This window comes from Microbacterium thalassium (assembly GCF_014208045.1).
Classification (GTDB): Bacteria; Actinomycetota; Actinomycetes; order Actinomycetales; family Microbacteriaceae; genus Microbacterium; species Microbacterium thalassium.
Map to the genome: position 1 here is coordinate 2,285,893 of NZ_JACHML010000001.1, position 25,271 is coordinate 2,311,163.

23 protein-coding genes and 1 tRNA gene are annotated in these 25,271 nt (G+C 72.6%); 18 read left to right on the forward strand and 6 right to left on the reverse strand.

Annotated features, from left to right (window positions below; translation table 11 throughout):
* Nucleotides 1–113 precede the first annotated feature (113 nt).
* The 3 genes from pdhA to HD594_RS10505 are packed head-to-tail and all read left to right on the forward strand — an operon-like array spanning nt 114 to nt 3,705.
* On the forward strand, nt 114–1,253 hold the full coding sequence (gene pdhA / locus HD594_RS10495; RefSeq protein ID WP_184750919.1) for a pyruvate dehydrogenase (acetyl-transferring) E1 component subunit alpha: 1,140 nt from the start codon (nt 114–116) through the stop codon (nt 1,251–1,253).
* Nucleotides 1,250–2,260 carry an alpha-ketoacid dehydrogenase subunit beta gene (locus HD594_RS10500; protein WP_184750920.1) on the forward strand — a complete coding sequence of 337 codons (1,011 nt, stop codon included), beginning with the start codon at nt 1,250–1,252 and terminating at the stop codon, nt 2,258–2,260. The genes pdhA and HD594_RS10500 overlap by 4 nt, the downstream gene beginning before the upstream one ends.
* Nucleotides 2,257–3,705 (forward strand): dihydrolipoamide acetyltransferase family protein, encoded by a 1,449-nt coding sequence (locus tag HD594_RS10505; protein WP_184750921.1) that lies wholly within the window; start codon nt 2,257–2,259, stop codon nt 3,703–3,705. Before HD594_RS10500 ends, HD594_RS10505 begins: the two co-directional genes overlap by 4 nt.
* Nucleotides 3,706–3,737: 32 nt before the next feature.
* On the opposite strand, the gene HD594_RS10510 is transcribed toward HD594_RS10505, so the two are convergent.
* Nucleotides 3,738–4,322, reverse strand: a complete 585-nt coding sequence (locus tag HD594_RS10510) for a TetR/AcrR family transcriptional regulator (protein WP_184750922.1) — start codon at nt 4,320–4,322, stop codon at nt 3,738–3,740.
* A 104-nt stretch (nt 4,323–4,426) separates the two neighbouring features.
* Here HD594_RS10510 and HD594_RS10515 point away from each other — a divergent pair, with 104 nt between their 5' ends.
* The 5 genes from HD594_RS10515 to HD594_RS10535 are packed head-to-tail and all read left to right on the forward strand — an operon-like array spanning nt 4,427 to nt 10,519.
* Complete coding sequence (locus HD594_RS10515) at nt 4,427–6,031, forward strand: carboxyl transferase domain-containing protein (protein ID WP_184750923.1); 1,605 nt, start codon at nt 4,427–4,429, stop codon at nt 6,029–6,031.
* Nucleotides 6,032–6,035: 4 nt separating this feature from the next.
* A complete protein-coding gene (locus tag HD594_RS10520; protein ID WP_184750924.1) occupies nt 6,036–8,036 on the forward strand; it encodes an acetyl/propionyl/methylcrotonyl-CoA carboxylase subunit alpha in 2,001 nt (666 codons plus the stop codon).
* Nucleotides 8,037–8,052: 16 nt separating this feature from the next.
* Complete coding sequence (locus tag HD594_RS10525; RefSeq protein ID WP_184750925.1) at nt 8,053–9,204, forward strand: acyl-CoA dehydrogenase family protein; 1,152 nt, start codon at nt 8,053–8,055, stop codon at nt 9,202–9,204.
* 23 nt (nt 9,205–9,227) lie between these two features.
* Nucleotides 9,228–9,710, forward strand: a complete 483-nt coding sequence (locus HD594_RS10530) for a MaoC family dehydratase (RefSeq protein WP_184750926.1) — start codon at nt 9,228–9,230, stop codon at nt 9,708–9,710.
* Nucleotides 9,707–10,519, forward strand: coding sequence for an HpcH/HpaI aldolase/citrate lyase family protein (locus tag HD594_RS10535; RefSeq protein ID WP_184750927.1), 813 nt, complete (start codon nt 9,707–9,709; stop codon nt 10,517–10,519). Before HD594_RS10530 ends, HD594_RS10535 begins: the two co-directional genes overlap by 4 nt.
* Nucleotides 10,520–10,531: 12 nt before the next feature.
* On the opposite strand, the gene HD594_RS10540 is transcribed toward HD594_RS10535, so the two are convergent.
* The gene (locus HD594_RS10540; RefSeq protein ID WP_184750928.1) at nt 10,532–11,137 is read right to left on the reverse strand and encodes a histidine phosphatase family protein; all 606 of its coding nucleotides are present in this window, start codon (nt 11,135–11,137) and stop codon (nt 10,532–10,534) included.
* Between the two features lie 41 nt (nt 11,138–11,178).
* The gene (locus HD594_RS10545) at nt 11,179–12,021 is read right to left on the reverse strand and encodes a Sir2 family NAD-dependent protein deacetylase (protein WP_184752767.1); all 843 of its coding nucleotides are present in this window, start codon (nt 12,019–12,021) and stop codon (nt 11,179–11,181) included.
* A 104-nt stretch (nt 12,022–12,125) separates the two neighbouring features.
* Between HD594_RS10545 and HD594_RS10550 the strand changes: the two genes are divergently transcribed.
* Nucleotides 12,126–12,935, forward strand: coding sequence for a TrmH family RNA methyltransferase (locus tag HD594_RS10550; RefSeq protein WP_184750929.1), 810 nt, complete (start codon nt 12,126–12,128; stop codon nt 12,933–12,935).
* Nucleotide 12,936: 1 nt separating this feature from the next.
* On the opposite strand, the gene HD594_RS10555 is transcribed toward HD594_RS10550, so the two are convergent.
* A complete protein-coding gene (locus tag HD594_RS10555) occupies nt 12,937–13,809 on the reverse strand; it encodes an SGNH/GDSL hydrolase family protein (protein ID WP_184750930.1) in 873 nt (290 codons plus the stop codon).
* Nucleotides 13,810–13,959: 150 nt separating this feature from the next.
* On the opposite strand from HD594_RS10555, the gene HD594_RS10560 reads away from it, so the two are divergent.
* Together HD594_RS10560 and HD594_RS10565 are read left to right on the forward strand one after the other, a co-directional pair.
* A complete protein-coding gene (locus HD594_RS10560; RefSeq protein WP_271171226.1) occupies nt 13,960–15,816 on the forward strand; it encodes a DEAD/DEAH box helicase in 1,857 nt (618 codons plus the stop codon).
* Between the two features lie 113 nt (nt 15,817–15,929).
* Nucleotides 15,930–17,018: a VIT1/CCC1 transporter family protein gene (locus HD594_RS10565; protein ID WP_184750931.1), complete on the forward strand. Its 1,089-nt coding sequence runs from the start codon at nt 15,930–15,932 to the stop codon at nt 17,016–17,018.
* Between the two features lie 81 nt (nt 17,019–17,099).
* On the opposite strand, the gene HD594_RS10570 is transcribed toward HD594_RS10565, so the two are convergent.
* Nucleotides 17,100–17,185: transfer RNA gene (locus HD594_RS10570), tRNA-Leu, on the reverse strand.
* Nucleotides 17,186–17,317: 132 nt separating this feature from the next.
* On the opposite strand from HD594_RS10570, the gene HD594_RS10575 reads away from it, so the two are divergent.
* Both HD594_RS10575 and HD594_RS10580 read left to right on the forward strand, forming a co-directional pair.
* Nucleotides 17,318–18,619 (forward strand): M20/M25/M40 family metallo-hydrolase, encoded by a 1,302-nt coding sequence (locus tag HD594_RS10575; RefSeq protein ID WP_184750932.1) that lies wholly within the window; start codon nt 17,318–17,320, stop codon nt 18,617–18,619.
* Nucleotides 18,620–18,669: 50 nt separating this feature from the next.
* Nucleotides 18,670–19,494: an undecaprenyl-diphosphate phosphatase gene (locus tag HD594_RS10580; RefSeq protein ID WP_184750933.1), complete on the forward strand. Its 825-nt coding sequence runs from the start codon at nt 18,670–18,672 to the stop codon at nt 19,492–19,494.
* A gap of 21 nt (nt 19,495–19,515) precedes the next feature.
* Here the strand turns inward: HD594_RS10580 and HD594_RS10585 are convergent, their stop codons facing one another.
* Nucleotides 19,516–20,385: a PAC2 family protein gene (locus tag HD594_RS10585; protein ID WP_184750934.1), complete on the reverse strand. Its 870-nt coding sequence runs from the start codon at nt 20,383–20,385 to the stop codon at nt 19,516–19,518.
* A gap of 139 nt (nt 20,386–20,524) precedes the next feature.
* Between HD594_RS10585 and HD594_RS10590 the strand changes: the two genes are divergently transcribed.
* The 5 genes from HD594_RS10590 to HD594_RS10610 are packed head-to-tail and all read left to right on the forward strand — an operon-like array spanning nt 20,525 to nt 25,194.
* The gene (locus tag HD594_RS10590) at nt 20,525–21,214 is read left to right on the forward strand and encodes an HAD family hydrolase (protein ID WP_271171227.1); all 690 of its coding nucleotides are present in this window, start codon (nt 20,525–20,527) and stop codon (nt 21,212–21,214) included.
* Complete coding sequence (locus HD594_RS10595) at nt 21,211–22,209, forward strand: tRNA (adenine-N1)-methyltransferase (RefSeq protein WP_184750935.1); 999 nt, start codon at nt 21,211–21,213, stop codon at nt 22,207–22,209. The genes HD594_RS10590 and HD594_RS10595 overlap by 4 nt, the downstream gene beginning before the upstream one ends.
* A gap of 22 nt (nt 22,210–22,231) precedes the next feature.
* Nucleotides 22,232–23,194: an FKBP-type peptidyl-prolyl cis-trans isomerase gene (locus HD594_RS10600; RefSeq protein ID WP_184750936.1), complete on the forward strand. Its 963-nt coding sequence runs from the start codon at nt 22,232–22,234 to the stop codon at nt 23,192–23,194.
* Between the two features lie 45 nt (nt 23,195–23,239).
* Nucleotides 23,240–24,235: a helix-turn-helix transcriptional regulator gene (locus HD594_RS10605; RefSeq protein WP_271171228.1), complete on the forward strand. Its 996-nt coding sequence runs from the start codon at nt 23,240–23,242 to the stop codon at nt 24,233–24,235.
* Entirely contained in the window at nt 24,232–25,194 is a 963-nt protein-coding gene (locus HD594_RS10610; protein ID WP_184750937.1) for a helix-turn-helix transcriptional regulator, read from the forward strand. The genes HD594_RS10605 and HD594_RS10610 overlap by 4 nt, the downstream gene beginning before the upstream one ends.
* Nucleotides 25,195–25,271: the final 77 nt, after the last annotated feature.

The following is a 25,271-nucleotide window of genomic DNA, read 5'->3' on the forward strand; positions in this document are numbered from 1 at the left end:
TCCCGCGATGCTTGAGCCAGTTGCGTCTCGGACGTATCGTCGGCCTTGTCGGCGACGATGCCGGCGCACCGCGACGGTCTCCCTCACGAGGGGAGCACCCGAGACGAGGAGTGATGGCGATGACGCACACCCTGACACCGACCGCCGAACCCGCGACCGATATCGACGACGTCGCCCGCCTGGTGACCCCCGACGGCGAACGCGTGGCCGACCCCGAACTCGACCGCTGGGTCGAGGATGTGGACGCCGCGCAGCTGCGGGCGCTGTACCGCGACATGACGATCGCGCGGCGCATCGACTCCGAAGGCGTCGCGCTGCAGCGCCAGGGGCAGATCGCGCTGTGGGCGCCCTACCTGGGCCAGGAGGCCGTTCAGATCGGCACCGTCCACGCCCTGCGCGGGGACGACTTCGTGTTCCCCAGCTACCGCGAGCTGGGTCTGGTCCACGCGCGCGGCGCCGAGCCCGCCGATCTCGTGCGCGCGTGGCGCGGCGAGGAGCACGCCACCTACGACCCGTACGACATCGGCGTGGCGAACCCGCAGATCATCATCGGCGCGCAGGCTCTGCACGCCGTCGGCTACGCGATGGGCATCCAGCGCGACGGCACCGATCAGGTGTCGGCGGCGTACTTCGGCGATGGTGCGTCGAGCCAGGGCGATGTGAACGAGGCGATGGTTTTCGCGTCGTCGTATCGTGCGCCGGTCGTGTTCGTGTGCACCAACAACCAGTGGGCGATCTCGGAGCCGGTCACCGTGCAGGCGAAGTTCCCGATCGCCGGACGCGCCCCGGGCTTCGGCATCCCCAGCATGCGCGTCGACGGCAACGACGCCCTCGCGTGCCTCGCCGCCATGCGCTGGGCGCTCGACAACGCACGCCGCGGCGAGGGCCCGGCCTACATCGAGGCCGTCACGTATCGCATGGGTCCGCACACGACCTCCGACGACCCCACGCGCTACCGCGAGCAGGAGGAGCTCGAGCGCTGGCGCGAGCGCGACCCGATCGCGCGCATGGAGGCTCTGCTGCGCGCCGAGGGCGCCTTCGACGCCGGATTCGCCGGCGAGGTCGCCGCCGAGGCCGACCGTGTCGCCGCGGCCATGCGCCAGGCGGCGATCGGCGCGGTGTCCCGTCCGCCGCTCGCCGTGTTCGACCACGTCTTCGCCGAGCCGCACGCCGGTCTCGACGAGGAGCGCCGCTGGTACGCCGCCTACCTCGACGGCTTCGCCGACGAGCCCGCCGAGGGGGTGTCGCGATGACGCAGCTCACGATGGCGAAGTCGATCAACGCCGGGCTCCGCCGGGCCATGGCGGACGATCCGAAGGTGCTCGTGATGGGTGAGGACGTCGGCAGGCTCGGCGGCGTCTTCCGCGTCACCGACGGACTGCTCGACGAGTTCGGCGCATCCCGGGTGATCGACACGCCGCTGGCGGAGTCCGGCATCATGGGCACCGCCGTCGGACTCGCGTTCCGCGGGTACCGCCCGGTGGTGGAGATCCAGTTCGACGGCTTCGTCTACCCCGCGTTCGATCAGATCGTCAGCCAGGTCGCGAAGCTCCACTACCGCACCAACGGGAACGTGCGGATGCCGATCACCATCCGCATCCCGTGGGCCGGGGGAGTGGGCGCGGTCGAGCACCACTCGGAGTCGCCCGAGGCATACTTCGTCCACACCGCAGGGCTCCGCGTCGTCGCGGTGTCCAACCCGCAGGACGCGTACGTGTGCCTGCGACAGGCGATCGCGTCCGACGACCCGGTGCTGTTCTTCGAGCCGAAGCGGCTCTATCACACCAAGGGCGAGGTCGACGTCGATCTCGACCTGGCGGACGCCCCGCCGATGGGACTCGCCCGCGTGGCGCGTCCCGGGACCGACGTGACGCTGCTGACGTACGGCGCTCAGGTGACCACGGCGCTCGATGCGGCCCTGGCCGCCGAGGACGAGGGCATCTCGATCGAGGTGATCGACCTGCGCTCGCTGTCGCCGGTGGACTACCGCACCGTGACGGCGTCCGTGCGCAAGACCGGCCGTGTGGTCGTGACGCACGAGGCCTCGCGTGAGGCGGGCGTCGCCGCCGAAGTGATCGCGAGCGTGACCGAGCGCTGCTTCAACCACCTCGAGTCCGCGCCGGTGCGCGTCACCGGGCACGACATCCCGTACCCCCCGTCGAAGTTCGAGAAGCACCATCTGCCCGATCTCGACCGGATCCTCGATGCGGTCGACCGCGTCCTGGACCGACCGAACAGCCTGACGGGGGTGGACCTGTGACCGAGGACTTCCGTCTGCCCGACCTGGGCGAAGGCCTCCCCGAGGCCGAGCTCGTGCAGTGGCTCGTCGCCGAGGGCGACCGCGTCGACCTCAACCAGACCATCGCCGAGGTCGAGACCGCCAAGGCGGTCGTCGAGCTGCCGTCGCCGTTCGCCGGCACCGTGACCGCCCTCCATGCGGCCGCGGGCGACGTCATCGAGGTCGGATCGGTGCTGATCTCGTTCGACGTCGGGGGAGCGGATGCCGCGACGCCGGATCCCGGCGCCGACGTGGCAGCCGCGGCGGCTCAGACGGCGCGGACGCGCCCCGCCGCCGACGCGGAGGCGCCTCGCGCGAGCACCGAGGCGCCCGTCGAGGAGACGGCCGCGACGCCGAATCTCGTGGGGTACGGCGCCGCTCCGCGCAGCTCGGCTCGTCCGCGACGGCGCGCGCGATCGGTCTCCGGGGTCTCCGCCCCGACCGACACCGCCGTGCTCGAGGCGGCCCCCCACGACGCCGTCACCCTGACCGAGCCCGACGACGTGACACTGGAGCGACCGCGCTCCACCCCGCCGGTGCGGGCCCTCGCGAAGAAGCTCGGCGTCGACATCGCCCTCGTGCCGGGAACCGGCCCCACCGGCCTCATCACGCGCGACGACGTCGAGGCGTATGCCGTGCACGTCGACGCGCCGGAGGCGATCGAGCGCGCGGCGCCGGCGTCGGCGCCGGCGAGCACCGGGGCCGGCGCGGCGGCGCAGCCCGACGACCGCGTCGTGCGTACGCCGATCCGGGGCGTTCGGCGCCACACCGCCGAGGCGATGGTGCGCAGTGCGTTCACGGCACCGCACGCGACGACGTTCCTCACCGTGGACGTCACCGAGACGACCGAGCTGATCGCATCGCTGCGGGCGGACCGGGGGCTGGCAGACCACCGGATCGGGATCCTCGCCGTCGCCGCGCGCGCCGTGTGCATCGCCCTCGGGCGCATCCCGTCGCTGAACTCGCGCTGGGACGACGCGGCGGGCGAGATCGTCGAGCACCGCTACGTGAACCTCGGGATCGCCGCGGCGACCGCGCGCGGACTCGTCGTCCCCAACATCAGGGATGCGCAGGACATGGGGCTCGTCGAACTCGCGGATGCCGTGCGAGAGCTCGCCGACACCGCCCGCGCCGGCCGCACGGCACCGGGCGACATGACCGGCGGCACGTTCTCGATCACCAACGTCGGCGTGTTCGGCGTCGACACCGGCACACCCATCCTGAACCCGGGGGAGGCGGGCATCCTCGCGCTGGGCGCCGTGCGCCGGCAGCCGTGGGAGCACCGGGGCGAGATCGCGCTGCGGGACGTCATGACGCTGGCGCTGTCGTTCGATCACCGTCTGGTCGACGGCGAGCAGGGCGCCCGCTTCCTGGCGGAGGTCGGCGCGATCCTCCGCGAACCGGGGCGTGGCCTGCTCTACCGGTGAGCGATGCCGAGCGGGAGCCGGGGGGCTCCCGCTCAGCTGCGCAGCGCCGCGAGGGCCATCGACTCCAGGATGGCGCGCGTGTGATCGGGGCTGCCGCCGCGGCCCGAGTGGGGCGTGGAGTTCATCAGGCCGAAGCAGGCGTGGGCGCGCACGCGCAGGTCGTCGGCGGTGCGGTCGGGGTGGAGCTCGCCGAGCACGCGGATCCAGATCTCGACGTACTCCCGCTGCAGACGCCGCACGGCGCGCAGATCGTCGTCGCTGAGGCTGGCGAGGTCGCGGTCCTGAACGCGGATGACGTCGGCGTCCGCGAGCGCGAAGTCCACATGGAACGCGATGAGACCCTGCAGGCGGGTGAGCGGGTCGGATTCGAGGTCGGTCACCGTCCGTCCGCCATCGCGCAGCCGTTCGCTGACGCCCACCAGGAGCGCGCCCAGCAGCGCCTGCTTCCCGCTGAAGTGCCGGTAGAGCGCCGGCCCGCTGATCCCGACTGCAGCGCCGAGCTCCTCCAGGCTCACGCCGCTGAAGCCGCGCTCCGCGAACAGGCGCGCCGACTCGCGCAGGATCGCGGCATGCCGATCGGCCTTCGCGCGGTCACGGTGGGTCGTCGCCCTTGCCATCTCAGTTAATCCTCGCTAACCTGAAGTTCCCAGTTAGTGAACACTAACCAATTTCGCCGCGGGGCGACAAGCCCCGCCGGCTCCGCGACGTCGATGGAGATGACATGAGCGCGCTGCGCACCGCCGTCGAGGCCGACGACCGCTTCGCGCGCAACCGCGACGCGCAGGCCGCTCTCGCGGACGACCTGCGCGACCGCCTCGCGCGCGCAGCGCAGGGCGGACCGGCGGCCTCCCGCGAGCGCCATGTCGCCCGCGGCAAGATGCTCCCGCGCGACCGCGTCGACCGGCTGCTGGACGAGGGCAGTCCCTTCCTCGAGCTGGCGCCCCTCGCCGCCGACGGGCTCTACGACGGCGAGGCGCCGGCAGCGGGCGTCATCGCCGGCATCGGCCTCGTGCACGGCCGCCACGTCATGGTCATCTGCAACGACGCGACCGTCAAGGGCGGCACGTACTTCCCGCTGACCGTGAAAAAGCACCTGCGCGCACAGGAGGTCGCCCTCGAGAACCGCCTGCCGTGCATCAGCCTCGTCGATTCGGGCGGGGCGTACCTGCCGATGCAGGACGAGGTCTTCCCGGATCGCGACCACTTCGGGCGGATCTTCTACAACCAGGCGCGCATGTCGGCGGCGGGCGTTCCGCAGATCGCGGCGGTCCTCGGCTCGTGCACCGCCGGCGGCGCGTACGTGCCGGCGATGAGCGACGAGACGGTGATCGTGCGCGGCCAGGGCACCATCTTCCTCGGCGGGCCGCCGCTGGTGAAGGCCGCGATCGGCGAGGTCGTCACGGCCGAGGAGCTCGGCGGCGGGGAGCTGCACGCGCGCCGCTCGGGCGTCGTGGACCACCTGGCCGACGACGACGAGCACGCGCTCGAGATCGTCCGCGACATCGTCGCCACGCTGCCGGCGCCCCCGGCTCCCGCGTGGGACATTACCGATCCGGTCCCGCCCGCGGTCGACCCCGACGCCCTCTACGGCGTGGTGCCCGTGGACGTCAACCAGCCCTACGACGTGCGCGAGGTGATCGCGCGCCTGGTGGACGGCAGCGAGCTGCACGAGTTCAAGAAGGAGTACGGCGACACGCTCGTGACCGGCTTCGCCCGCATCCACGGACACCCGGTCGGCATCGTCGCCAACAACGGGGTGCTGTTCTCGGAGTCGGCCCTCAAGGGCGCCCACTTCATCGAGCTGTGCGACCAGCGGGGCATCCCGCTGCTGTTCCTGCAGAACATCTCGGGGTTCATGGTCGGCCGGGACGCCGAGGCGGGGGGCATCGCCAAGGACGGCGCGAAGATGGTGACCGCCGTGGCGACCACGCGCGTCCCGAAGCTCACGGTCGTGATCGGCGGGTCGTTCGGCGCCGGCAACTACTCGATGTGCGGACGCGCCTACTCGCCCCGGTTCCTGTGGAGCTGGCCCGCGAGCCGCATCTCGGTGATGGGCGGGCCGCAGGCCGCATCCGTCCTGTCGACGGTCAAGCGCGATCAGCTCGAAGCCCGGGGCGAGTCGTGGGATGCCGCGGCGCAGGCCGCGTTCGAGGAGCCGATCCGCGAGAGGTACGACGAGCAGGGCAGTCCGTACTACGCCACCGCCCGGCTGTGGGACGACGGCGTGATCGACCCGCGCGACACGCGCGACGTGGTCGGGCTCGCGCTCGACGTCGTCTCGCGCGTGCCGCTGCCCGAGCCGCGCTTCGGCGTCTTCCGGATGTGATCCCATGACCTCCTCCCGACTCGACCGCTTCGACACGGTGCTCGTCGCCAACCGCGGCGAGATCGCGCGGCGCGTGATCCGCACGCTCCGCCGCCTGGGCATCCGTTCGATCGCGGTGTACAGCGACGCCGACGCCGGCGCGCCCCACGTGCGCGAAGCGGATGCCGCCGTGCGCATCGGTCCGGCGCCCGCCGCGCAGTCGTACCTCTCGATCGACGCCGTCGTCCGGGCGGCGGTCTCGGCGGGGGCGCAGGCGGTCCACCCTGGCTACGGCTTCCTGTCCGAGAACGCCGCGTTCGCCCGCGCGTGCGCCGACGCAGGAATCGTCTTCGTCGGTCCCGGCGTCGAGGCGCTCGAGGTCATGGGCGACAAGATCCGCGCGAAGACCCACGTGGCCGCCCACGGCGTGCCCACGGTCCCCGGGTTCAGCGCCGCGGGCATGACGGATGCCGACATCGCGCGCGCGGCCGACGAGGCCGGCTACCCGCTGCTCGTGAAGCCCTCGGCGGGCGGCGGTGGCAAGGGCATGCAGATCGTGCGCGAGCCGGGCGGGCTCGCCGACGCGCTCGGCGCCGCGCGCCGGATCGCGGCGGCGTCGTTCGGCGACGACACACTGCTGCTGGAGCGGCTGATCGAACGGCCGCGGCACATCGAGGTGCAGGTGCTGGCCGATGACCACGGTGCGGTCGTCCACCTCGGCGAGCGCGAGTGCACACTGCAGCGCCGACACCAGAAGGTCATCGAGGAGGCGCCGTCGCCCGCCGTCGACGCCGCGACGCGCGAGCGGCTGGGAGTCGCGGCATGCGCGGCCGCGGCCAGCGTCGACTACCGCGGCGCGGGGACGGTGGAGTTCCTCGTCTCGGCCGATCGCCCGGACGACTTCTTCTTCATCGAGATGAACACGCGCCTCCAGGTCGAGCATCCTGTCACCGAGGAGGTCACCGGCGTCGACCTCGTCGAGCAGCAGCTGCGCGTGGCGGCGGGGGAGCGTCTCGGGTTCGCGCAGGACGACGTCGTCCTGACCGGGCACGCCGTGGAGGCGCGCGTCTACGCCGAGAGCCCCGAGCGCGGCTTCCTGCCGGCGACGGGGGAGATCGCGCTGTTCCGCGCGGCGGCCGGCGTGCGAACCGACGCCGCGATCGCCGGCGGCAGCACGGTCACGGCCGACTACGACCCCATGATCGCGAAGGTGATCGCCGCCGGAGCCGACCGCCGCGCCGCCCTCGAGGCTCTCGACCGCGCGCTCGCCGACACGGTCGTGCTCGGCGTCGACACCAACATCGCGTTCCTCCGCGACCTCGTGGCCGACCCCGCCGTCGCCGCGGGCGACATGGACACCGGCCTGATCGACCGCCTGCCGCCCGCGCGTCCGGCGGAGCCGGTCGCGGCCGCTCTGGGCGCCGCCGCGGCGGTCGCCGCGGACGGGACCGCCGCACAGCCGATGCGCGCCGGCGCCGTGTGGCGGGAGCTGCCCGGGTGGCGTCTCGGCGGACCGCCCGCGCCGAAGACGGCACGCCTGGTCGACGACGCCGACGTCGTGCACACGATCGCGACCGATGACGCGGTTCCCGGCGCAGCCGGCGCGGCGGTGGCGCGCGGCGCCGACGGCGCGCTGTGGGTCCATGTGGACGGCGGGACGTGGCGGCTGCGGCCCGTGTCGCGTCGCGAGGCCATGGCCCACCGGCACCGCGCCCGGGAGCGTGCGCAGCTGGCCGCCGACCCCGACGTGCGCGCGCCGATGCCGGGCGCCGTCGTCGCCGTGCACGTCGCCCCCGGCGCGCGCGTGGCCGCCGGCGAGCGCATCGCGACCATCGAGGCGATGAAGATGGAGCACCCCGTCGTCGCCGCGCACGACGGCATCGTGTCCGTCGACGTCGCCGTCGGCGATCAGGTCCGCCGCGACCAGGTCGTCGCGCGCGTCGCCGCGGAGGACGCCAGCGAAGACGACGGCGACGGCACGGACAGCGGCGAGCGCAGCGTCGCGGCATCCGTCGTCGCACCCTGACACCCGAGGAGCACACATGTACCCGTACGACATCAGCGACGACGAACGCGAACTCGCCGGACTCGTGCGCGCGTTCGCGGAGGAGGTCGTCGCGCCCCGGTCGTACGAGGCCGACCGCACGCACACCCTGCCCCTGGACGTCGTGGCGCAGATGGGGGAGCTGGGCCTGTTCGGGCTGCCGTTCCCCGAGGAGCACGGCGGGCAGGGCGGCGACTACTTCGCGCTGTGCCTCGCGATCGAGGGGCTCGCCCGCGTCGATCAGTCGATCGCGATCACGCTCGAGGCGGGCGTGAGCCTGGGCGCGATGCCCGTGTTCCGCTTCGGCACCGACGCGCAGAAGCAGGAGCACCTTCCCGATCTCCTGGCCGGCACCGCTCTGGCCGGCTTCGGACTCACCGAACCCGAGGCGGGGTCGGATGCCGGCGCCACGCGCACGACCGCGCGCCTCGACGGCGACGAATGGGTCATCGACGGCTCCAAGCAGTTCATCACCAACTCGGGAACCGACATCACGCGCTTCGTCACCGTCACCGCGGTCACCGGCGAGACCGACGGGCGCAAGGAGATCTCGACGATCATCGTCCCCAACGGAACCCCCGGCTTCACGGTCGAGCCCGCGTACGACAAGGTCGGCTGGAACGCCTCCGACACGCATCCGCTCACGTTCCAGGGCGCGCGCGTGCCGCAGGCGAATCTGCTCGGCGAGCGCGGCCGCGGGTTCGCGAACTTCCTGCACATCCTCGACGAGGGGCGCATCGCCATCGCGGCGCTGGCCACCGGCGCCGCCGAGGGGTGCCTCGAGGCCGCCGTCGAGTACGCCGGCGCGCGCACCGTGTTCGGCGACCGACTGTCGGCGCGACAGGGCATCCAGTTCATGCTCGCCCGCATGCGGGCGCGCGTCCACACCGCCCGCCTCGCGTGGCACCATGCGGCTCGGCTGCGCGATGCCGGCAGGCCGTTCAAGAGCGAGGCCGCGATCGCGAAGCTGACCGCGAGCGACGCCGCCATGGACAACGCCCGCGACGCCACGCAGATCTTCGGCGGGAACGGGTTCATGAACGAGTTCCCCGTCGCCCGCCACTACCGCGACTCGAAGATCCTCGAGGTCGGCGAGGGCACCTCCGAGGTGCAGCTGCTCGTGATCGCACGCGCGCTCGGGGTAGCGTGACCAGGACACGCGGAGGAGGAGCGGTGACCGACATCGTCCAGCGGGGGCTCTACTACGACGAGCTCGAGATCGGGGATCGCTACGTCCATCGCCCCGGTCGCACGGCGACCGAGGCGGACAACGTGATGTTCTCGTCGCTGACGATGAACACGCAGGCGCTGCACCTGGACGCGGCCTTCTCGGCGTCGCAGCCGTTCGGGCAGCGCCTCATGAACAGCATGTGGACCCTCGCGACGATGGTCGGCGCCTCCGTCTCGCAGCTCACCCAGGGCACGCTCGTCGCGCAGCTGGGCCTGAGCGACATCTCGTTCCCCGCTCCGCTGTTCCACGGCGACACGCTGTACACCGAGACCGAGATCCTCGCCAAGCGCCTGTCGGCGTCGCGCGACGGGCAGGGCATCGTCACGATGCGCCACACCGGCCGCAATCAGGACGGCACGGTCGTCGCCCTCGCGACGCGGGTCGCCCTGATGTGGTGCCGGGATGCGGCGGAGGAGGCGCGATGAGCTTCGACCTCGGACCCGCACTGCTGTTCTGCCCGGGCGACCGGCCGGAACGCTACGCGAAGGCGGCTCGCGCCGCCGATGCCGTCATCCTCGACCTCGAGGACGCCGTGTCGCCCGACGCGAAGGTGGCCGCGCGCGGGGCGCTCATCGAGTCGGAGCTGGACCCGCAGCGCACGATCGTCCGGGTCAATCCGGTCGACTCCGACCAGTTCGAGTCCGACATGTCGACGCTGTCGCAGACCGACTATCGCCTGATCATGGTGGCCAAGGCCGAGTCCGCCAAGCGCATCGGCCGCATCGACCGGCGGTTCCAGGTCGTCGCGCTGTGCGAGACGGCGAAGGGGGTCGCACGCGCGGACCGCATCGCCGAGCTCGACAACGTCGTCGCCCTCATGTGGGGGGCGGAGGACCTCGTCGCGTCGCTCGGCGGAACGTCCAGCCGCAAGCCCAACGGCCGGTACCGCGACATCGCGCGCCACGCCCGTTCGCATGTGCTGCTGTCGGCGGGCGCACGCGGCAAAGCCGCGATCGATGCCGTCCATCTCGACATCGACGATGCGAAGGGGCTGGCCCGCGAGGCGCGCGACGCCGCCGCGTCCGGCTTCGCCGCGACCGCCTGCATCCACCCGCAGCAGGCGGGCGTGATCCGCGACGCCTATCGCCCCGACCCGGCGACGGTCGTCTGGGCGAAGCGCGTGCTCGACGCGGCCGAGGGCGAACGTGGGGTGTTCTCTGTCGACGGGCGGATGGTCGACGAGCCGGTGCTGCGCCTCGCGCGGACCGTGCTGCGCCGCGCGGGCGAGGCCTGAGGCCGGCGCCGCTCAGGCGGCGATGGGCGCGTACGAGACCAGGCGCAGCCGGTCGCGCTCGTACAGCACCTCGTGGATCGATCCGTTCGCCAGGCGCTCGCCCTCGAGCGGGAGCTCCCCGCCGGACGCGTGACCGATGACCTCGCGCAGGAGCGCTCCGTGCGACACGATCACGAGCGAGGCCGGAGCGGGCGCCGTGAGCCGTCGCAGGTCGCCCACGACGTCGTCGAGCGCGCCGATCGCCCGCACCCGCAGGTCGGCGGGCTCCTCGGCACCCGGGACGCCGCCGCGGTGGCTGGCGCCGAACCGGCTGTGGAACTCCGCGATCTGCATGCCCTCGGCCTCGCCGTACGCGCGCTCGCGGAGCTGCGGGTAGACGGTCGGGGCGGCCAGGCCCAGCTCGCCGGCGATGATCGCGGCCGTCTCACGGGCGCGCGACAGGTCGCTCGAGACGACGCCGACCGGCCGTCGTGTGTCGAGGCGCCCGGTCAGCTCGGCGGCGGCGGCCCGCGCCTGCTCGCGGCCGGTGTCGTTGAGGGGGATGTCCGTCGCGCCCTGAATGCGGCGATCGCGGTTCCAGTCGGTCTCGCCGTGGCGGATGAGGAAGAGGGTCGTCACGGGTCGAGACTAGCCCGCGCCGAACGCGCGATCCTGGGCGATCACCGAGCGGGGAGGGCGTCGGCGAGCATTCCGAGCACCTCGCTCGTGCCCGCGTCGATCTTCACGGTGGCCCGCGCGTCGGCGCGTGTCTCACCGCGGTTGATGATCACCACGGGCAGCCGTCGACGGCGCGCGCGCTCGAGAAGGCGGATGCCGGAGTTGACGACCAGCGACGAGCCGGCCACGATGAGCGCCTCGCTGGAGTGGACGAGCTGCTCGGCCTCGCGGAACTTCTCGACCGGGATGTACTCGCCGAAGAAGACGACGTCGGGCTTGAGCATGCCTTCGCACACGCTGCACGCCGGCACGCGGAAGCCGTCGGTGCTCTCGGGGAGCACGTCGCCGTCGGGGCCGAGCTTGATGTTCTCGGGGGCGGTCATCCACGGGTTGTCGGCCTCGACGCGCTCGGCGAGGTCGCGGCGGTCGAACACCTGTCCGCAACGCGTGCAGAACACGCGCCGCATCGTGCCGTGGAGCTCGACGACGCGGCGGCTTCCGGCCTTGACGTGGAGCCCGTCGACGTTCTGCGTGATGAGGCCCGAGGCGATGCCGCGTTCCTCGAGCGTCGCGAGCGCGACGTGTCCGGCGTTGGGGCTGGCCGCGGCGAACGCGTTCCAGCCCAGGTGGCTGCCGACCCAGTAGCGGCGGCGGGCCGCGTCGCTGCCGAGGAACTGGTCGACGGTCATGGGCCGCCGCACCGGCGCGCCCTGGCCGCGGTAGTCCGGGATGCCGGAGTCTGTCGACACGCCCGCGCCGGTGAGCACCGCGATGCTTCGGCCCGCCAGGGCCTCGACAGCGCGCGCGACCGACTCGGTCAGCGTGTCGTCTCGATCCGTCACCATGGTCACCCGAAGGCCCCCTCCCGACGGACCGAGTCTAGAACGCCGCGTTTTCCGGGATGTTACGGCGAGGTGGGGGACCTGTGAGACTTGGGGCGGAGGTGGCGATGACGATCTCGCGCATCGGCGACGCGGCGGACCCGCGGCTGGCGGACTACCGCGACCTGACGGACGTGGCCCTGCGGCGTGTCCAGGAGCCGGCCGGCGGGCTCTACATCGCCGAGTCGGCGAAGGTCCTCTCGCGCGCGCTCTCCGCGGGGCACCGGCCGCGGTCGGTGCTCGTGCAGGAGAAGTGGCTCGACGACACCGTGGCGCTCCTCGCCGGTCACGAGGACGTGCCCGTGTACGTCGTTCCGCCCGAGATCGCCGAGGGCGTGACCGGCTACGCCGTGCACCGGGGACTGCTGGCGGCGATGCACCGGCCGCGGCTTCCCGAGCCCGCGGACGTGCTCCGCGACGCGCGGATGGTGCTCGTGCTCGAGGACATCGTCGACCACACGAACGTCGGCGCGGCCTTCCGGGGCGCCGCGGCGCTCGGCGCGGACGCGGTCCTGATCACCCCGCGCTGCGCGGACCCGCTCTACCGCCGGAGCGTCCGGGTCAGCATGGGGACGGTCTTCCAGGTGCCGTGGACGCGCCTGCCGGAATGGGCGGATGCACGGGACGTGCTGCACGCGGCGGGCTTCGACATCGCAGCCCTCGCCCTCGCCGACGACGCGGTCACGCTGGACGCCTACGCGGCGCGGCGTCCCGAGCGCGTCGCCCTCGTGCTCGGGGCCGAGGGGCACGGCCTGTCGCGCGCGGCGCTCGGCGCCGCCGACACCGTGGTGACGATCCCGATGGCCGGCGGCGTCGACTCGCTCAACGTCGCCGCGGCCGGCGCCGTCGCACTGTGGGAGCTGCGACCCGCGCGGTGAGTCAGGCCTGCGGTTCGTCGGGCGTCTCGTCCGCGGGCGCCGGAGCGGGGATCGTGACCGGCAGGGGCTCGGGCCGCTTGGCGGTGACCTCGTCGCCCGAGGACTGATGGCGCAGCCGTCGCAGCACCCACGGCACGAGGTGCGTGCGCGCCCACACCAGGTCGCCGCCGCGCGCGGCGCGCCACGTGCGCGCGGGGATCGGGTCGGGCTGCATCGGCTGCAGGTCGTTCGGCACGTTCAGCACGCGCAGCACCATGCGGGCGACCTCGTGGTGCCCGAGCGCGTTCAGGTGCAGGCGGTCGTCGTCGAAGAACCGCATGTCCTGGATCTCCTTGAGCGCCCACTGGTCGGCGACGATCGCGTCGTAGCGGTCGGCGATGGCGCGGATGTTCTCGTTGTAGATCGCGACCTTGCCGCGGATGCCGCGGAACACCGGGGTGAAGTTGGTGTCGATGCCGGTGAACACGACCACGGCGGCGCCGCCGCTGGAAAGGCGCACGACGGCGTCCTCGAAGACCTCGGCGACCTTGTCCGGGTCGCTGCCCGGACGGATGACGTCGTTGCCGCCCGCCGAGAAGGTCACGAGATCGGGCGCCAGCGCGAGCGCGGGCTCGACCTGCTCGTCGACGATCTGCTGGATCAGCCGGCCGCGGATCGCGAGGTTTCCGTACGCGAAGTCCTCCACCTGGGAGCCGAGCACCTCGGCGACGCGGTCGGCCCAGCCTCGGTACCCGTTCGGCAGGGACGGCTCGGGGTCGCCCACGCCTTCGGTGAACGAGTCGCCGACGGCCACGTAGCGCCGCCACGGGTGGGGCGACGTGTTCGGGACGTAGGGTGTGCGATTCGGCTCCGGTGCGGGATCGTTGCGCGCCATGGTGCCTCCTGACCTGGTTCGTGACCGGACCTCAGACTATCCGGCGCGAGGTCGGCGGGGCGGCAGGCCACGTCGGCCCGCCGTGGCGCCGATGTCGCCGGAGTCGCCTATGGTGGAGTCTCGCTGTCGCGAGCGAGGGGGAGGACGCCGGTGCACGAGGAGTCGACGATCGAACACGACGCCGGCACCCCCGCGACCAGCCACATCGGCTCCTTCGCCGCAGAGCACCTGTCGCCGACGTGGCCCCAGCGCGCACCGTGGGGGACGGCGCAGCGCCTGCGGGCGTGGCAGGCCGAGGCGCTGGACCTCTACTTCGGGCTGGACGGGCCGGACGGGCCCGGCTCGGGCCCCCGCGACTTCCTCGCCGCCGCCACCCCGGGCGCCGGCAAGACCACCTTCGCGCTGCGCCTGGCCAGCGAGCTGCTGCGCCGGCGGGTCGTCGACCGCATCGTGGTGGTAGCGCCCACCGAGCACCTCAAGACGCAGTGGGCCGATGCCGCCGCCCGCGTCTCGATCCGGCTCGATCCGGCGTTCTCGAACCGCCACGCGGCGCCCGCGCGGCACTACCACGGGGTCGCGGTGACCTACGCGCAGGTGGCGGTGAAGGCATCCGTCCACCAGCGGCTCGCGATGGACGCGCGCACGCTCGTGATCCTCGACGAGGTCCACCACGGCGGCGACGCGCTCAGCTGGGGCGACGCGCTGCGCGAGGCGTACAGCCGGGCGACGCGCCGTCTCCTGCTGTCGGGAACGCCTTTCCGCAGCGACACCGCTCCGATCCCGTTCGTGGAGTACCACCCCGACGCCCACGGCATCCGCCTCTCGCGCACCGACTACGCCTACGGCTACCGCCGCGCGCTCGAGGACGGCGTGGTCCGCCCCGTGATCTTCCTGGTGTACGCCGGCCACATGCGGTGGCGCACGAAGACGGGCGACGAGATGGAGGCACATCTCGGGCAGGACAACACCAAGGACATCACCGCGCAGGCGTGGCGCACCGCGCTCGACCCCGAGGGCGACTGGATCCCGGCGGTGCTGCGCTCGGCCGACAAGCGCCTGAGCGAGGTGCGGGAGTCGGTGCCGGATGCCGGCGGCCTGGTGATCGCGACCGACCAGACCGCGGCGCGCGCGTATGCGGCGATCCTCGAGCAGGTGTCGGGCGAGAAGGCGACCGTCGTCCTGTCGGACGAGGCCGAGGCGTCCGCCCGCATCGAGGAGTTCTCGCAGGGCACGAGCCGGTGGATGGTCGCGGTGCGGATGGTCTCCGAAGGCGTCGACGTCCCGCGCCTCGCGGTCGGCGTGTACGCCACGAGCGCGTCGACGCCGCTGTTCTTCGCGCAGGCGATCGGCCGGTTCGTGCGCGCGCGCCGCCGCGGCGAGACCGCGAGCGTGTTCCTGCCGAACGTCCCGCAGCTGCTCGCCCTCGCGGGCGAGCTCGAGCGTCAGCGCGATCACGCGCTCGATCGCGAGAGCGACGGCGACGACTGGAACGCCGAAGAGGACCTCATGGACGCCGCCGAGCGCGAGGACAAGGCGTCCGGCGCGCTCACCGAGGAGTTCTCGTATCAGGCGCTCGGATCCCTCGCGCACTTCGACAGGGTGCTCTTCGACGGGCGCGAGTTCGGCCAGCTGGCGGTGCCCGGAACGCCCGAGGAGGAGGAGTTCCTGGGCATCCCGGGCCTGCTGGAGCCCGAGCACGTGCACGACCTGCTCATGCAGCGCCAGGCGCGGCAGGGACGCCACCGCCACGCGCGCGAGGCGCGCGAGAAGGACGCGGGCCCGGATGCCGCCTCCGCCGCGATGCCGCCGGCGCTGCACCGCACGCTGAAGGAGCAGCGGCAGCTCCTCAACAGCCTCGTCGGGCTGTACGCGCGCCAATCGGGAGAGCAGCACGGAGCCGTCCACGCCGAGCTGCGACGGGTGTGCGGCGGCCCGGCGGTGTCTCACGCCACCGTCGCGCAGCTGCAGGCGCGCATCGACGTCCTGCGCCGACGCGTTCGCTCCTGACGCCGCCGGCGGACGTTCGGAGCCCCGAAATGCTGACAATCCCGCCGTTCGGTGGGGGTGAGGCCCCCTCGCGCGGCTAATCTCGTGCAGTCCCGACGACCTCAGGAGCCTGCATGAACGCCCCCGTCGCGCCGACCGACCGCGAACGTCGCCGCTGGGCCCAGTACCTCGTGAACGAGCGCGCGGAAGCGCGCGTATACCGCGAGCTCGCGGCCCGGCGGGACGGTGAGGAGCGCGAGATCCTCACGGCCCTCGCCGATGCGGAGGGCCGCCACGAGGCGCATTGGCTGGCGCTGCTCGGCGGCGAGCCCGACCACCTCCCGCGCGCGTCGGCCCAGACCCGCACGCTCGGCTGGATGGCGCGCCGGTTCGGCTCGATCTTCGTGCTCGCGCTCGCGCAGAACGCCGAGGCCCGGTCGCCCTACGACGTCGATCCGCACGCGACGCCGGCGATGCGCGCCGACGAGAAGATCCACCACGAGGTCGTGCGCGGTCTCGCCGCGCGGGGGCGGCGGCGCCTGTCGGGAACCTTCCGCGCCGCCGTGTTCGGCGCCAACGACGGGCTCGTGTCGAATCTGGCGCTGGTGATGGGGATCGGGGCGACGGGCGTCTCGTCGTCGTTCGTGCTGTTCAGCGGCCTCGCGGGTCTGCTCGCCGGGGCGCTGTCGATGGGCGCGGGCGAGTTCGTGTCGGTGCGGTCGCAGCGCGAGCTGCTCGACGCGACCGAGCCGAACAACTTCGCCGACGACGTGCTGCCCGACCTCGACCTCGACGCCAACGAGCTCGCGCTGGTGTACCGGACGCGGGGGATGGCCGCCGCGGAGGCCATGGCGCGCGCCCGCCTCGTCGTCGAGACCGCGCACACGTCGGATCGCTCGCACCCGTACGCGCGGCCGATCGACGCCGCCGACGATCACGAGGTCGTCGGCGGTGCGTGGGGGGCCGCCCTGTCGAGCTTTCTGTTCTTCGCGTCGGGAGCGATCATCCCGGTGCTGCCGTGGATCTTCGGCCTGTCGGGACTGGCGGCCGTGATCACCGCGCTCGCGCTCGTGGGCCTGGCCCTGCTGTCCACCGGCGCGATGGTGGGGCTGCTGTCGGGCGGGCCGCCGCTTCGCCGGGGGCTGCGCCAGCTCGCGATCGGGTTCGGAGCCGCCGCCGTCACCTACGGCCTCGGTCTGCTCTTCGGCGTGACCCTGGGCTGAGCCCGGGCCTGGTCGCACCAGACCGGGGACGAGAAACGGCCCCCGCCTGGATTTCCCAGGTCAGGGGCCGTTTCTCTTCTGTGCGCGAGGGGGGACTTGAACCCCCACGCCCTAATACGGGCACTAGCACCTCAAGCTAGCGCGTCTACCTATTCCGCCACCCGCGCAGGTGGTTTCTGGTTTCGCAACCGAGGAACGACATTACCACGCTCCGAGCCATCTGCCGAATCGAGCCGTGTCGAGCGCGTCGGGTCGTCGGCGGCGCGAGGCGCCTGGTGCGGCGGGGTAGGTTTGTCGGCATGCCCACCCCCGACGCGTCCCTGCCCGAGGTCGCCCGGATCGCCCGAGACCTCATCCGCTTCGACACCACCAATCACGGCGGAGGCCGGGCCAACGGCGAGCGCGAGGCCGCGGAGTACGTGGGGGAGTACCTGCGGAGCCTCGGCCTCGAACCGGAGTTCTACGAGCCGATCCCCCGCCGCACGAACGTCTGCGCGCGCATCCCGGGCCGTGATCGCGACAAGCCCGCTCTGATCCTCCACGGCCACCTCGACGTCGTCCCCGCCGTCGCAGACGACTGGAGCGTCGACCCGTTCGCCGGCGAGATCCGGGACGGGATGCTCTGGGGGCGCGGCGCGGTCGACATGAAGGACATGGACGCCATGATCCTGACCTCGGTCGCCGACATCCTGCGCGCGGGGGAGCGACCGGAGCGCGATCTCGTCCTGGCGTTCTTCGCCGACGAGGAGAACGGCGGTGTCGAGGGGTCCGCGCTCGTCGTCGAGAACCGGCCGGAGTGGTTCGCCGGGGCGACGGAGGCGATCAGCGAGGTCGGCGGGTACTCGATCGCCGCCGGGTCCGACCGCGCATATCTGCTCCAGGTGGGCGAGAAGGCACTGCTGTGGATCCGTCTCGTCGCGCGGGGCCGGGCGGCGCACGGTTCGAGCCTGAACGCCGACAACGCGATCACCACGCTCGCCGAGGCGGTCGCCCGCCTCGGGCGCACCGCGTGGCCCGTCCGGCTCACCGACACGACCGCGGCCATGGTCGACGCGCTCGCGCGCCTGACCGGCACCGACCCGGCGGATCCCGACGCGGTCGCGGCGTCGGTCGGCGCGGCCGCCGGCTTCGTCGGCGCGACGCTGCGGACGACGACGAATCCCACAGGCCTGACCGCCGGCTACAAGCACAACGTCATCCCCGACCGGGCCGAGGCCCTCGTGGACGTGCGCGTGCTGCCCGGCACCGAGGAGCAGGCGCTGGCGGACATCCGTCGCATCGTGGATCCGGGCGTCGAGGTCGAGACGGTGCACGCCGACATCGGGCTCGAGGTGCCCTTCGCGGGCGATCTCGTCGACGCCATGGTCGCCTCGCTGGGTCGCCACGACCCCGGCGTCCCCGTCATTCCGTACCTGATGGGCGGCGGCACCGACAACAAGGCGCTGGCGGCCCTGGGCATCCGAGGCTACGGCTTCGCGCCGCTGCGGCTGCCCGCCGACCTCGACTTCACCGGCATGTTCCACGGCGTGGACGAGCGCGTCCCGATCGACGCGCTCGTGTTCGGCCAGGCTGTGCTCACCGACCTGCTCCGCACCTACTGACGGCCCCGGATGCCCCGACGCGGCATCCTGCATCGAAAGGCGCTCCGCCCATGCTGCTCGAGGCGATCATCCTCGGCCTGGTCCAGGGACTCACCGAATTCCTGCCCGTGTCCTCCAGCGCCCACCTGCGGATCCTGGGGGAGTTCCTGCCCACCGCGCAGGACCCGGGCGCCGCATTCACCGCGATCACCCAGATCGGCACCGAGGCCGCCGTCGTGGTCTTCTTCTGGCGCGACATCGTGCGCATCGTCTCGCACTGGTTCCAGGCGCTCCTCGGCCGCATCCCCCGCAACGACCCCGACGCTCGCATGGGCTGGCTGATCATCATCGGCTCGATCCCGATCGTCGTGCTGGGACTGCTGTTCCAGGACCAGATCGAGACGACGCTTCGGTCGCTGTGGCTCGTGGCGGGCATGCTGATCTTCTTCGGCGTGCTGCTGGGCATCGCCGACCTCGTGGGCGCCAAGCGACGCAAGCTGAACGACCTCACCGTCGGGCACGGCGTCATCTACGGATTCGCGCAGTCCCTCGCGCTCATCCCCGGCGTCTCGCGGTCGGGCGGCACGATCACCGCCGGGCTGTTCATGGGCTACGAGCGCGCCGCCGCCGCGCGCTACGCGTTCCTGCTGGCGATCCCCGCCGTGTTCGGCTCGGGCTTCTACCAGCTGATCAAGAGCTGGGACGAGCCGGGCGTGTTCACGCTCGGCGAGACCGCTGTGGCGACGCTGGTGGCGTTCGTGGTGGCCCTCGGCGTGATCGCGTTCTTCATGAGCTGGATCTCCAAGCGGAGCTTCCTGCCGTTCGTGATCTATCGCGTCGCGCTCGGTTCGACGCTGCTGGTGCTGCTGAGCATGGGCGTCATCGAGGCGTACTGATCCGGCGCGGGCCGCGCCGCGTCAGCGCTGCGGGTCGTCGCGGCCCGGCTTGTGCGGGCCCTCGCCGCCGCCGCGGCGGAGGTAGCGCTCGAACTCCTGGGCGATGGCGTCGCCCGACGCCTCGGGGGAGTCCCACGTGTCGCGGGTGTGCTCGAGCTGGCGGATGTACTCCGTCATCTCCTCGTCGTCGGCGGCCGCGGCGTCGATGGACGCCTCCCAGGCGGCCGCGTCGGTGGCGAGGCTCCCGCGCTTGATCGGCGCGCCGGTGATGTCCTCGAGGCGGTCCAGCAGCGCCAGGGTCGCCTTGGGCGACGGCGTGTGGCCCGCGACGTAGTGCGGCACGCTCGCCCACAGGCTCGCGGTGGCGATGCCCGCCGCGTCGGCGGCGTGGCCGAGCACGCTCAGGATGCCGACCGGCCCCTCGTACGTGCTTCGCTCCAGATCGAGCGTCGCGCGGACGTGCTCGTTGTCGCTGCCCGCGAACACCGAGATGGGTCGCGTGTGCGGAACGTCCGACATCATCGACCCCATCGACACGAAGCCGGAGACGTCCTCGCGCAGCGCGACGTCGATGAACTCGGCCGCGAAGGCCTGCCACGCACGCGCCGGCTCGACGCCCGTCAGCAGCCACAGCTGGGTGCCGCGCCCGGGGCGCGTGGGCTTGAGGATCGTCGCCTCGGGCCACTTCAGCATGCGCTGACCCGTCGTGCCGTCGGTCGAGATGTGAGGCCGCGTGTACTGGTAGTCGAAGTACAGCTCGGGGTCCACGGAGAAGACCGGTTCGTACGCCCCCGATTCGCGCAGCTGCGAGATGGCGGACGACGCAGCCTCGCCGGCGTCGTTCCATCCGTCGAAAGCGGCGACCAGCACGCGTCGACCCAGTGCGTTCACGCGACCTCCTCTGCCCTGCGGCGGTATCCACCCAGGATAGGCGTCGCGCGCCGGGCGTGGGCCGGGCCGACGGCGAGTCCGGCATGGGCGCGCGCCCGGGTCGCAGGGGTCGCGGACGCTCGGTCGGTAGCATGGTGCGGTGAATTCGCCTGCAGCGCCCGCGGCCGTCCTGTGGGACATGGACGGCACCCTGGTGGACACCGAGCCGTACTGGATGGCCTCGGAGACCCCTCTCGTCGAGAGCTTCGGCGGCACGTGGACCCATGAGCAGGCGCTGGCGCTGGTCGGGCTCGGACTCGAGGACGCGGCGCGGATCCTGCAGTCGGCGGGCGTGCGCATGGCCGAGCACGCCATCGTCGACCACCTCACCGCCGAGGTCATGCGGCAGCTGCGGGACGAGGGCGTGCCGTTCCGTCCGGGGGCGCGCGAGATGCTGCTGGCCCTCCGGCAGGCCGGCATCCGCACCGCGCTCGTGACGATGTCGCTGCGGCGGATGGCCGAGTCGGTCGTCGAGCTGATCGACTTCGAGGCGTTCGACGTCATCATCGCCGGCGACGACGCCACCCGGCCCAAGCCCTATCCCGATCCCTACCTGCAGGCGTGCGAGGCGCTGGGCGTCGCGCCGGAGTCCGCGGTGGCGTTCGAGGACTCGCCCAACGGCATCCGATCGGCCGTCGCCTCGGGCGCCGCCGTCGTGGGCATCCCGCTGATGGTCTCGGTCGCGGGCGCCGGCGCCCACGCCACATGGCCGACGCTCGAGGGGCGCACCGTCGACGACGTCGCCGCGTTCCACACCGCACACCGCACCACGAGGGGGCACGCACGATGACCGAGCGACCGAGCGGACCGTTCCGGGTCGGCGACCGCGTCCAGCTGACCGGCCCCAAGGGGCGCCTGCACACCATCACGCTGCGCGAGGACGGCGAGCTCCACACCCACCACGGCGTGCTGCGCCACACCGAGCTGATCGGTCAGCCCGACGGGTCCGTCGTCGCCAATTCGGGCGGCCACGAGTATCTGGCGCTGCGCCCGCTGCTGCGCGACTTCGTGATGTCGATGCCGCGCGGCGCTGCGATCGTCTACCCGAAGGACGCCGCGCAGATCCTCGCCGAGGCGGATGTCTTCCCCGGCGCCACGGTCGTCGAGGCCGGTGTCGGCTCGGGGGCGCTGTCGCTGTGGCTGCTGCGCGCGGTCGGCGCCGGAGGACGACTGGTGTCGTTCGAGCGGCGCGAGGAGTTCGCCGAGGTCGCGCGCGCCAACGTCGAGACGTTCACCGGCTCCGTCCCCGAGAACTGGGACGTCGTGCTGGGCGATCTGGGCGAGGCGCTGCCGACGGCCGTCGAGCCGGGAAGCGTCGACCGCGTCGTGCTCGACATGCTCGCGCCGTGGGAGTGCATCGACGTCGTCGCGGACGCCCTCACGCCGGGCGGCGTCGTGGTCTGCTACGTCGCCACCGCGACGCAGCTCAGCCGCGTCGCCGAGTACATCCGCGGGACCGGCCGGTTCACCGAGCCCGACGCCAACGAGACGATGGTCCGCGGCTGGCACGTCGAGGGCCTCGCCGTGCGCCCGGACCACCGGATGGTGGCGCACACCGGATTCCTGCTGTGGGCGCGACGCCTCGCGCCGGGCGCCGTCCCCCCGGAGGTGAAGCGGCGCGCGTCGAAGTCGTCCTACGGCGACGAGGACGTGGAGCTGTGGACCCCCGGAGCCGTCGGCGACCGCCAGATCACCGACAAGAACCTGCGCAAGCGCGTGCGCGAGGCGCAGCGCGCGGCGGAGGCGGTTCGCGCGGCCGGTTCGCCCGAGGACGAATCCGACTGACGCGCGCCCATAGACTGTTGCGGTGCGCAAGATCCCCGCTGCCCTCGCCCTGACCGCTCTGACCGCTGTCGGCCTCACCGGCTGCTCGCTGCCGGCGGGCACGGAGGCCTGCCCGCGCCCCGCCGTCTCGGATGCGGACGTGATGGATCTCATCTCCGTCTCGGGATCGACCAGTTCGGTCGCGACCGTCGACGTCTACGCGCCGTTCAGCACGTCGGCCACGCAGTACGAGGACGTCCGCACCGGCTCCGGCCCGGCGCTGACCACCGACACGCAGCTGGCCGTCATCGACGTCACGCTCGTGGCGGGCGACAGCGGCGAGTTCATCGGGTCCACCCCGTACGACGGCGACCTGAGCGCGACCGTGGCGATGTCGCAGGTCTACGCGCTGTACCCGGGTCTCGAAGAGGGGCTCACGTGCGCCACCGAGGGGTCGCGCGTGGCGATCGCCCTCGCTCCCGACGGGGTCGAGCCGACGAACGCCGAGCGTCTCGGGCTGGCCGCCGACGAGTCCGCGGTCGCGGTCGTCGACCTGCGGAAGGTCTACCTGCCCCACGCAGAGGGCACGCTGCAGTTCAACTCCGGCTACGGCCTGCCGTCCGTGGTGCGCGCCGAGGACGGACGCCCCGGCATCATCGTCCCCGACGGTGAGGCTCCCGAGGAGCTCGTCGTGCAGACGCTCATCAAGGGCGACGGCGAGGAGGTCACCGGTGAGCAGGCCGTGCGCGTGCACTACACCGGCGTGACGTGGGCCGACAAGGAGGTCTTCGACTCCTCGTGGGACGGCGAGCCGAGCTCGATGTCGCTGGACTCGGTGGTTCCCGGATTCGCCCAGGCGCTCGAAGGGCAGACGGTCGGCTCGCAGGTGATGGTCGTGATCCCGCCGGAGCTCGGCTACGGCGACCAGACGCAGGGCTCGATCCCGGCCGGCTCGACGCTCGTGTTCGTCATCGACATCCTGGGTCTGGACGAGCCGGCGTCCTGACCGTCGCTCGCGGGCCGGCGCCGGCTCCGACCATAGGATGAGGGGGTGCCCGCCCACGTGTCCGCGAAGATCCCGCCCGAGGAGCGCCTGGTCAACCTGGTCGTGGCCCTCATGGCCACCGAGCAGGGGCTGACGAAGGACACCATCCTCGCGTCCGTCTCGGGCTATCGCGAGCAGTCGTCGTCCGGCTCGTCGAAGGACGCGCTCGAGAAGATGTTCGAGCGCGACAAGGAGAACCTCCGCAGTCTCGGCGTGCCGATCGAGACCATCGGCGACCGCGCCGACCCCGACGACCTGCGCGAAGCGCGATACCGGGTGCCCTCCGCGGAATACGAGCTGCCGGAGGACATCGAGTTCACCCCGGCCGAGCTCGCGCTGCTGAACCTCGCCGGCGGCGTGTGGAGCGAGGGCTCGCTGTCGGCCGAGGCGCGCACGGGACTGCGCAAGATCCGGGCCCTCGGGATCCCGGTCGAGGATCCCATCATCGGCTTCTCACCGCGCATCAGCGTCCGGGAGCCGTCGTTCGCCCCGCTTCAGCAGGCGATCGAGCAGTCGCGCGTCGTGACGTTCCCGTACTTCCGCCCCGGCGGCAGCCACCCGCGCGTGCGCCGCATCCAGCCGCTCGCCCTCGTGGAATACGAAGCCCGATGGCACGTCTTCGGCAACGATCTCGGCATCGGCGCGGAGCGCACGTTCCTGCTCCAGCGCATCGTCGGCCCCGTCGAGATCACGCGGGCACGCTTCGACCCCGCCCTGCGCGACGGCGCGGGCGAGCACGCTCTGGCGGGTCTGGCCGAGGTCGCCGCCCGCAGCGGCGCCCTCCTCGAGGTCAACCCCGGCACCGAGGCCGCCCTGCGCCTGGCGCGGCGCGCGGAGGCCGCGCCGCAGGGAATCCGCGTGCCGTACGTCGACCTGCAGATCTTCGCCGACGAGCTGGCGTCGTACGGGCCCGAAGTGCGCGTCGTCGAGCCGGCCGAGCTGCGCGAAGCCGTGATCGAGCGCCTGACGGCGACGGCCGCCGTCAACGGAGGCGCCTCGTGAGCGCGCGCCGGCCGCTGGTCGCGGCGGACCGCGCCGCGCTGCTGCTGCAGCTCGTGCCCTACCTGATCGGCAAGGGCGAGGTGTCGCTCGTCGAAGCGGCCGACGAGTTCGACGTCGGCGTCGATCAGATGCGCGAGATGGTCGAGAAGCTGACCGTCATCGGGCTCCCCGGCGAGGCCGGGTACTGGCAGATGGCGAACGACCTGTTCGACATCGACTGGGAGCTGCTCGACCGCGACGACCTGATCGTGATCACGAACTCCGTCGGACTCGAGCGCTCGCCCAAGCTGACGGCGCGCGAGGCCGCCGCGCTCCTGGCAGGGCTCCAGCTGGCGAGCTCGATCCCCGGCGTGGGAGACACGCAGCTGTTCGCCGGCCTCCTGGCCAAACTGGCCCGCGGGGCCTCGAGCGTTCCCGCCGACGTCATCGTCGCCCCCGAGCCGGTCGACGCGGTGCGCGCCGCCGTGTCCGACGCGCTGCGCCGCGGCGTGGCGGTCTCGTTCTCGTACAAGGCTCCGAACGCGGCGGCCACCACGCGCACGGTCGATCCCATCAAGGTGCAGATCGCGGACGGCCAGTGGTACCTGCAGGGGTGGTGCCACCTGCGGCGGGCGATGCGGACCTTCCACCTCGACCGCGTCAGCGATCTCGCCCTGACCGACATCCCGACCACGCACGCCGAGGAGCCGGTTCCCGGCTGGTTCGAGTCCGGCCGGGACGATGTCGTCGCCCGCATCCGCTATCGCACCGACCTCGCCCCGCTGCTGGGCGAATACCTCAGCCGCGCCGTCATCGAGTCCGACGGCGAGCACTCGATCGCGACCATGCGCGTGGCCGACGAGGCGAGCCTCCGCCGGCTCGCGGCGCAGCGGGGCGGCGAGGTGGAGATCCTCGAGCCGGAGGGCGCCCGGCGCGCCGCCGCCGCGTGGGCGGCCGACGGACTCGCCCAGTACCTCTGACGTTCAGCGGACGTTGACCTGTCGCGGTGACGACGCATCGACGGCGGGGGTTACACTGGGGACACCCTTCGAAAGGA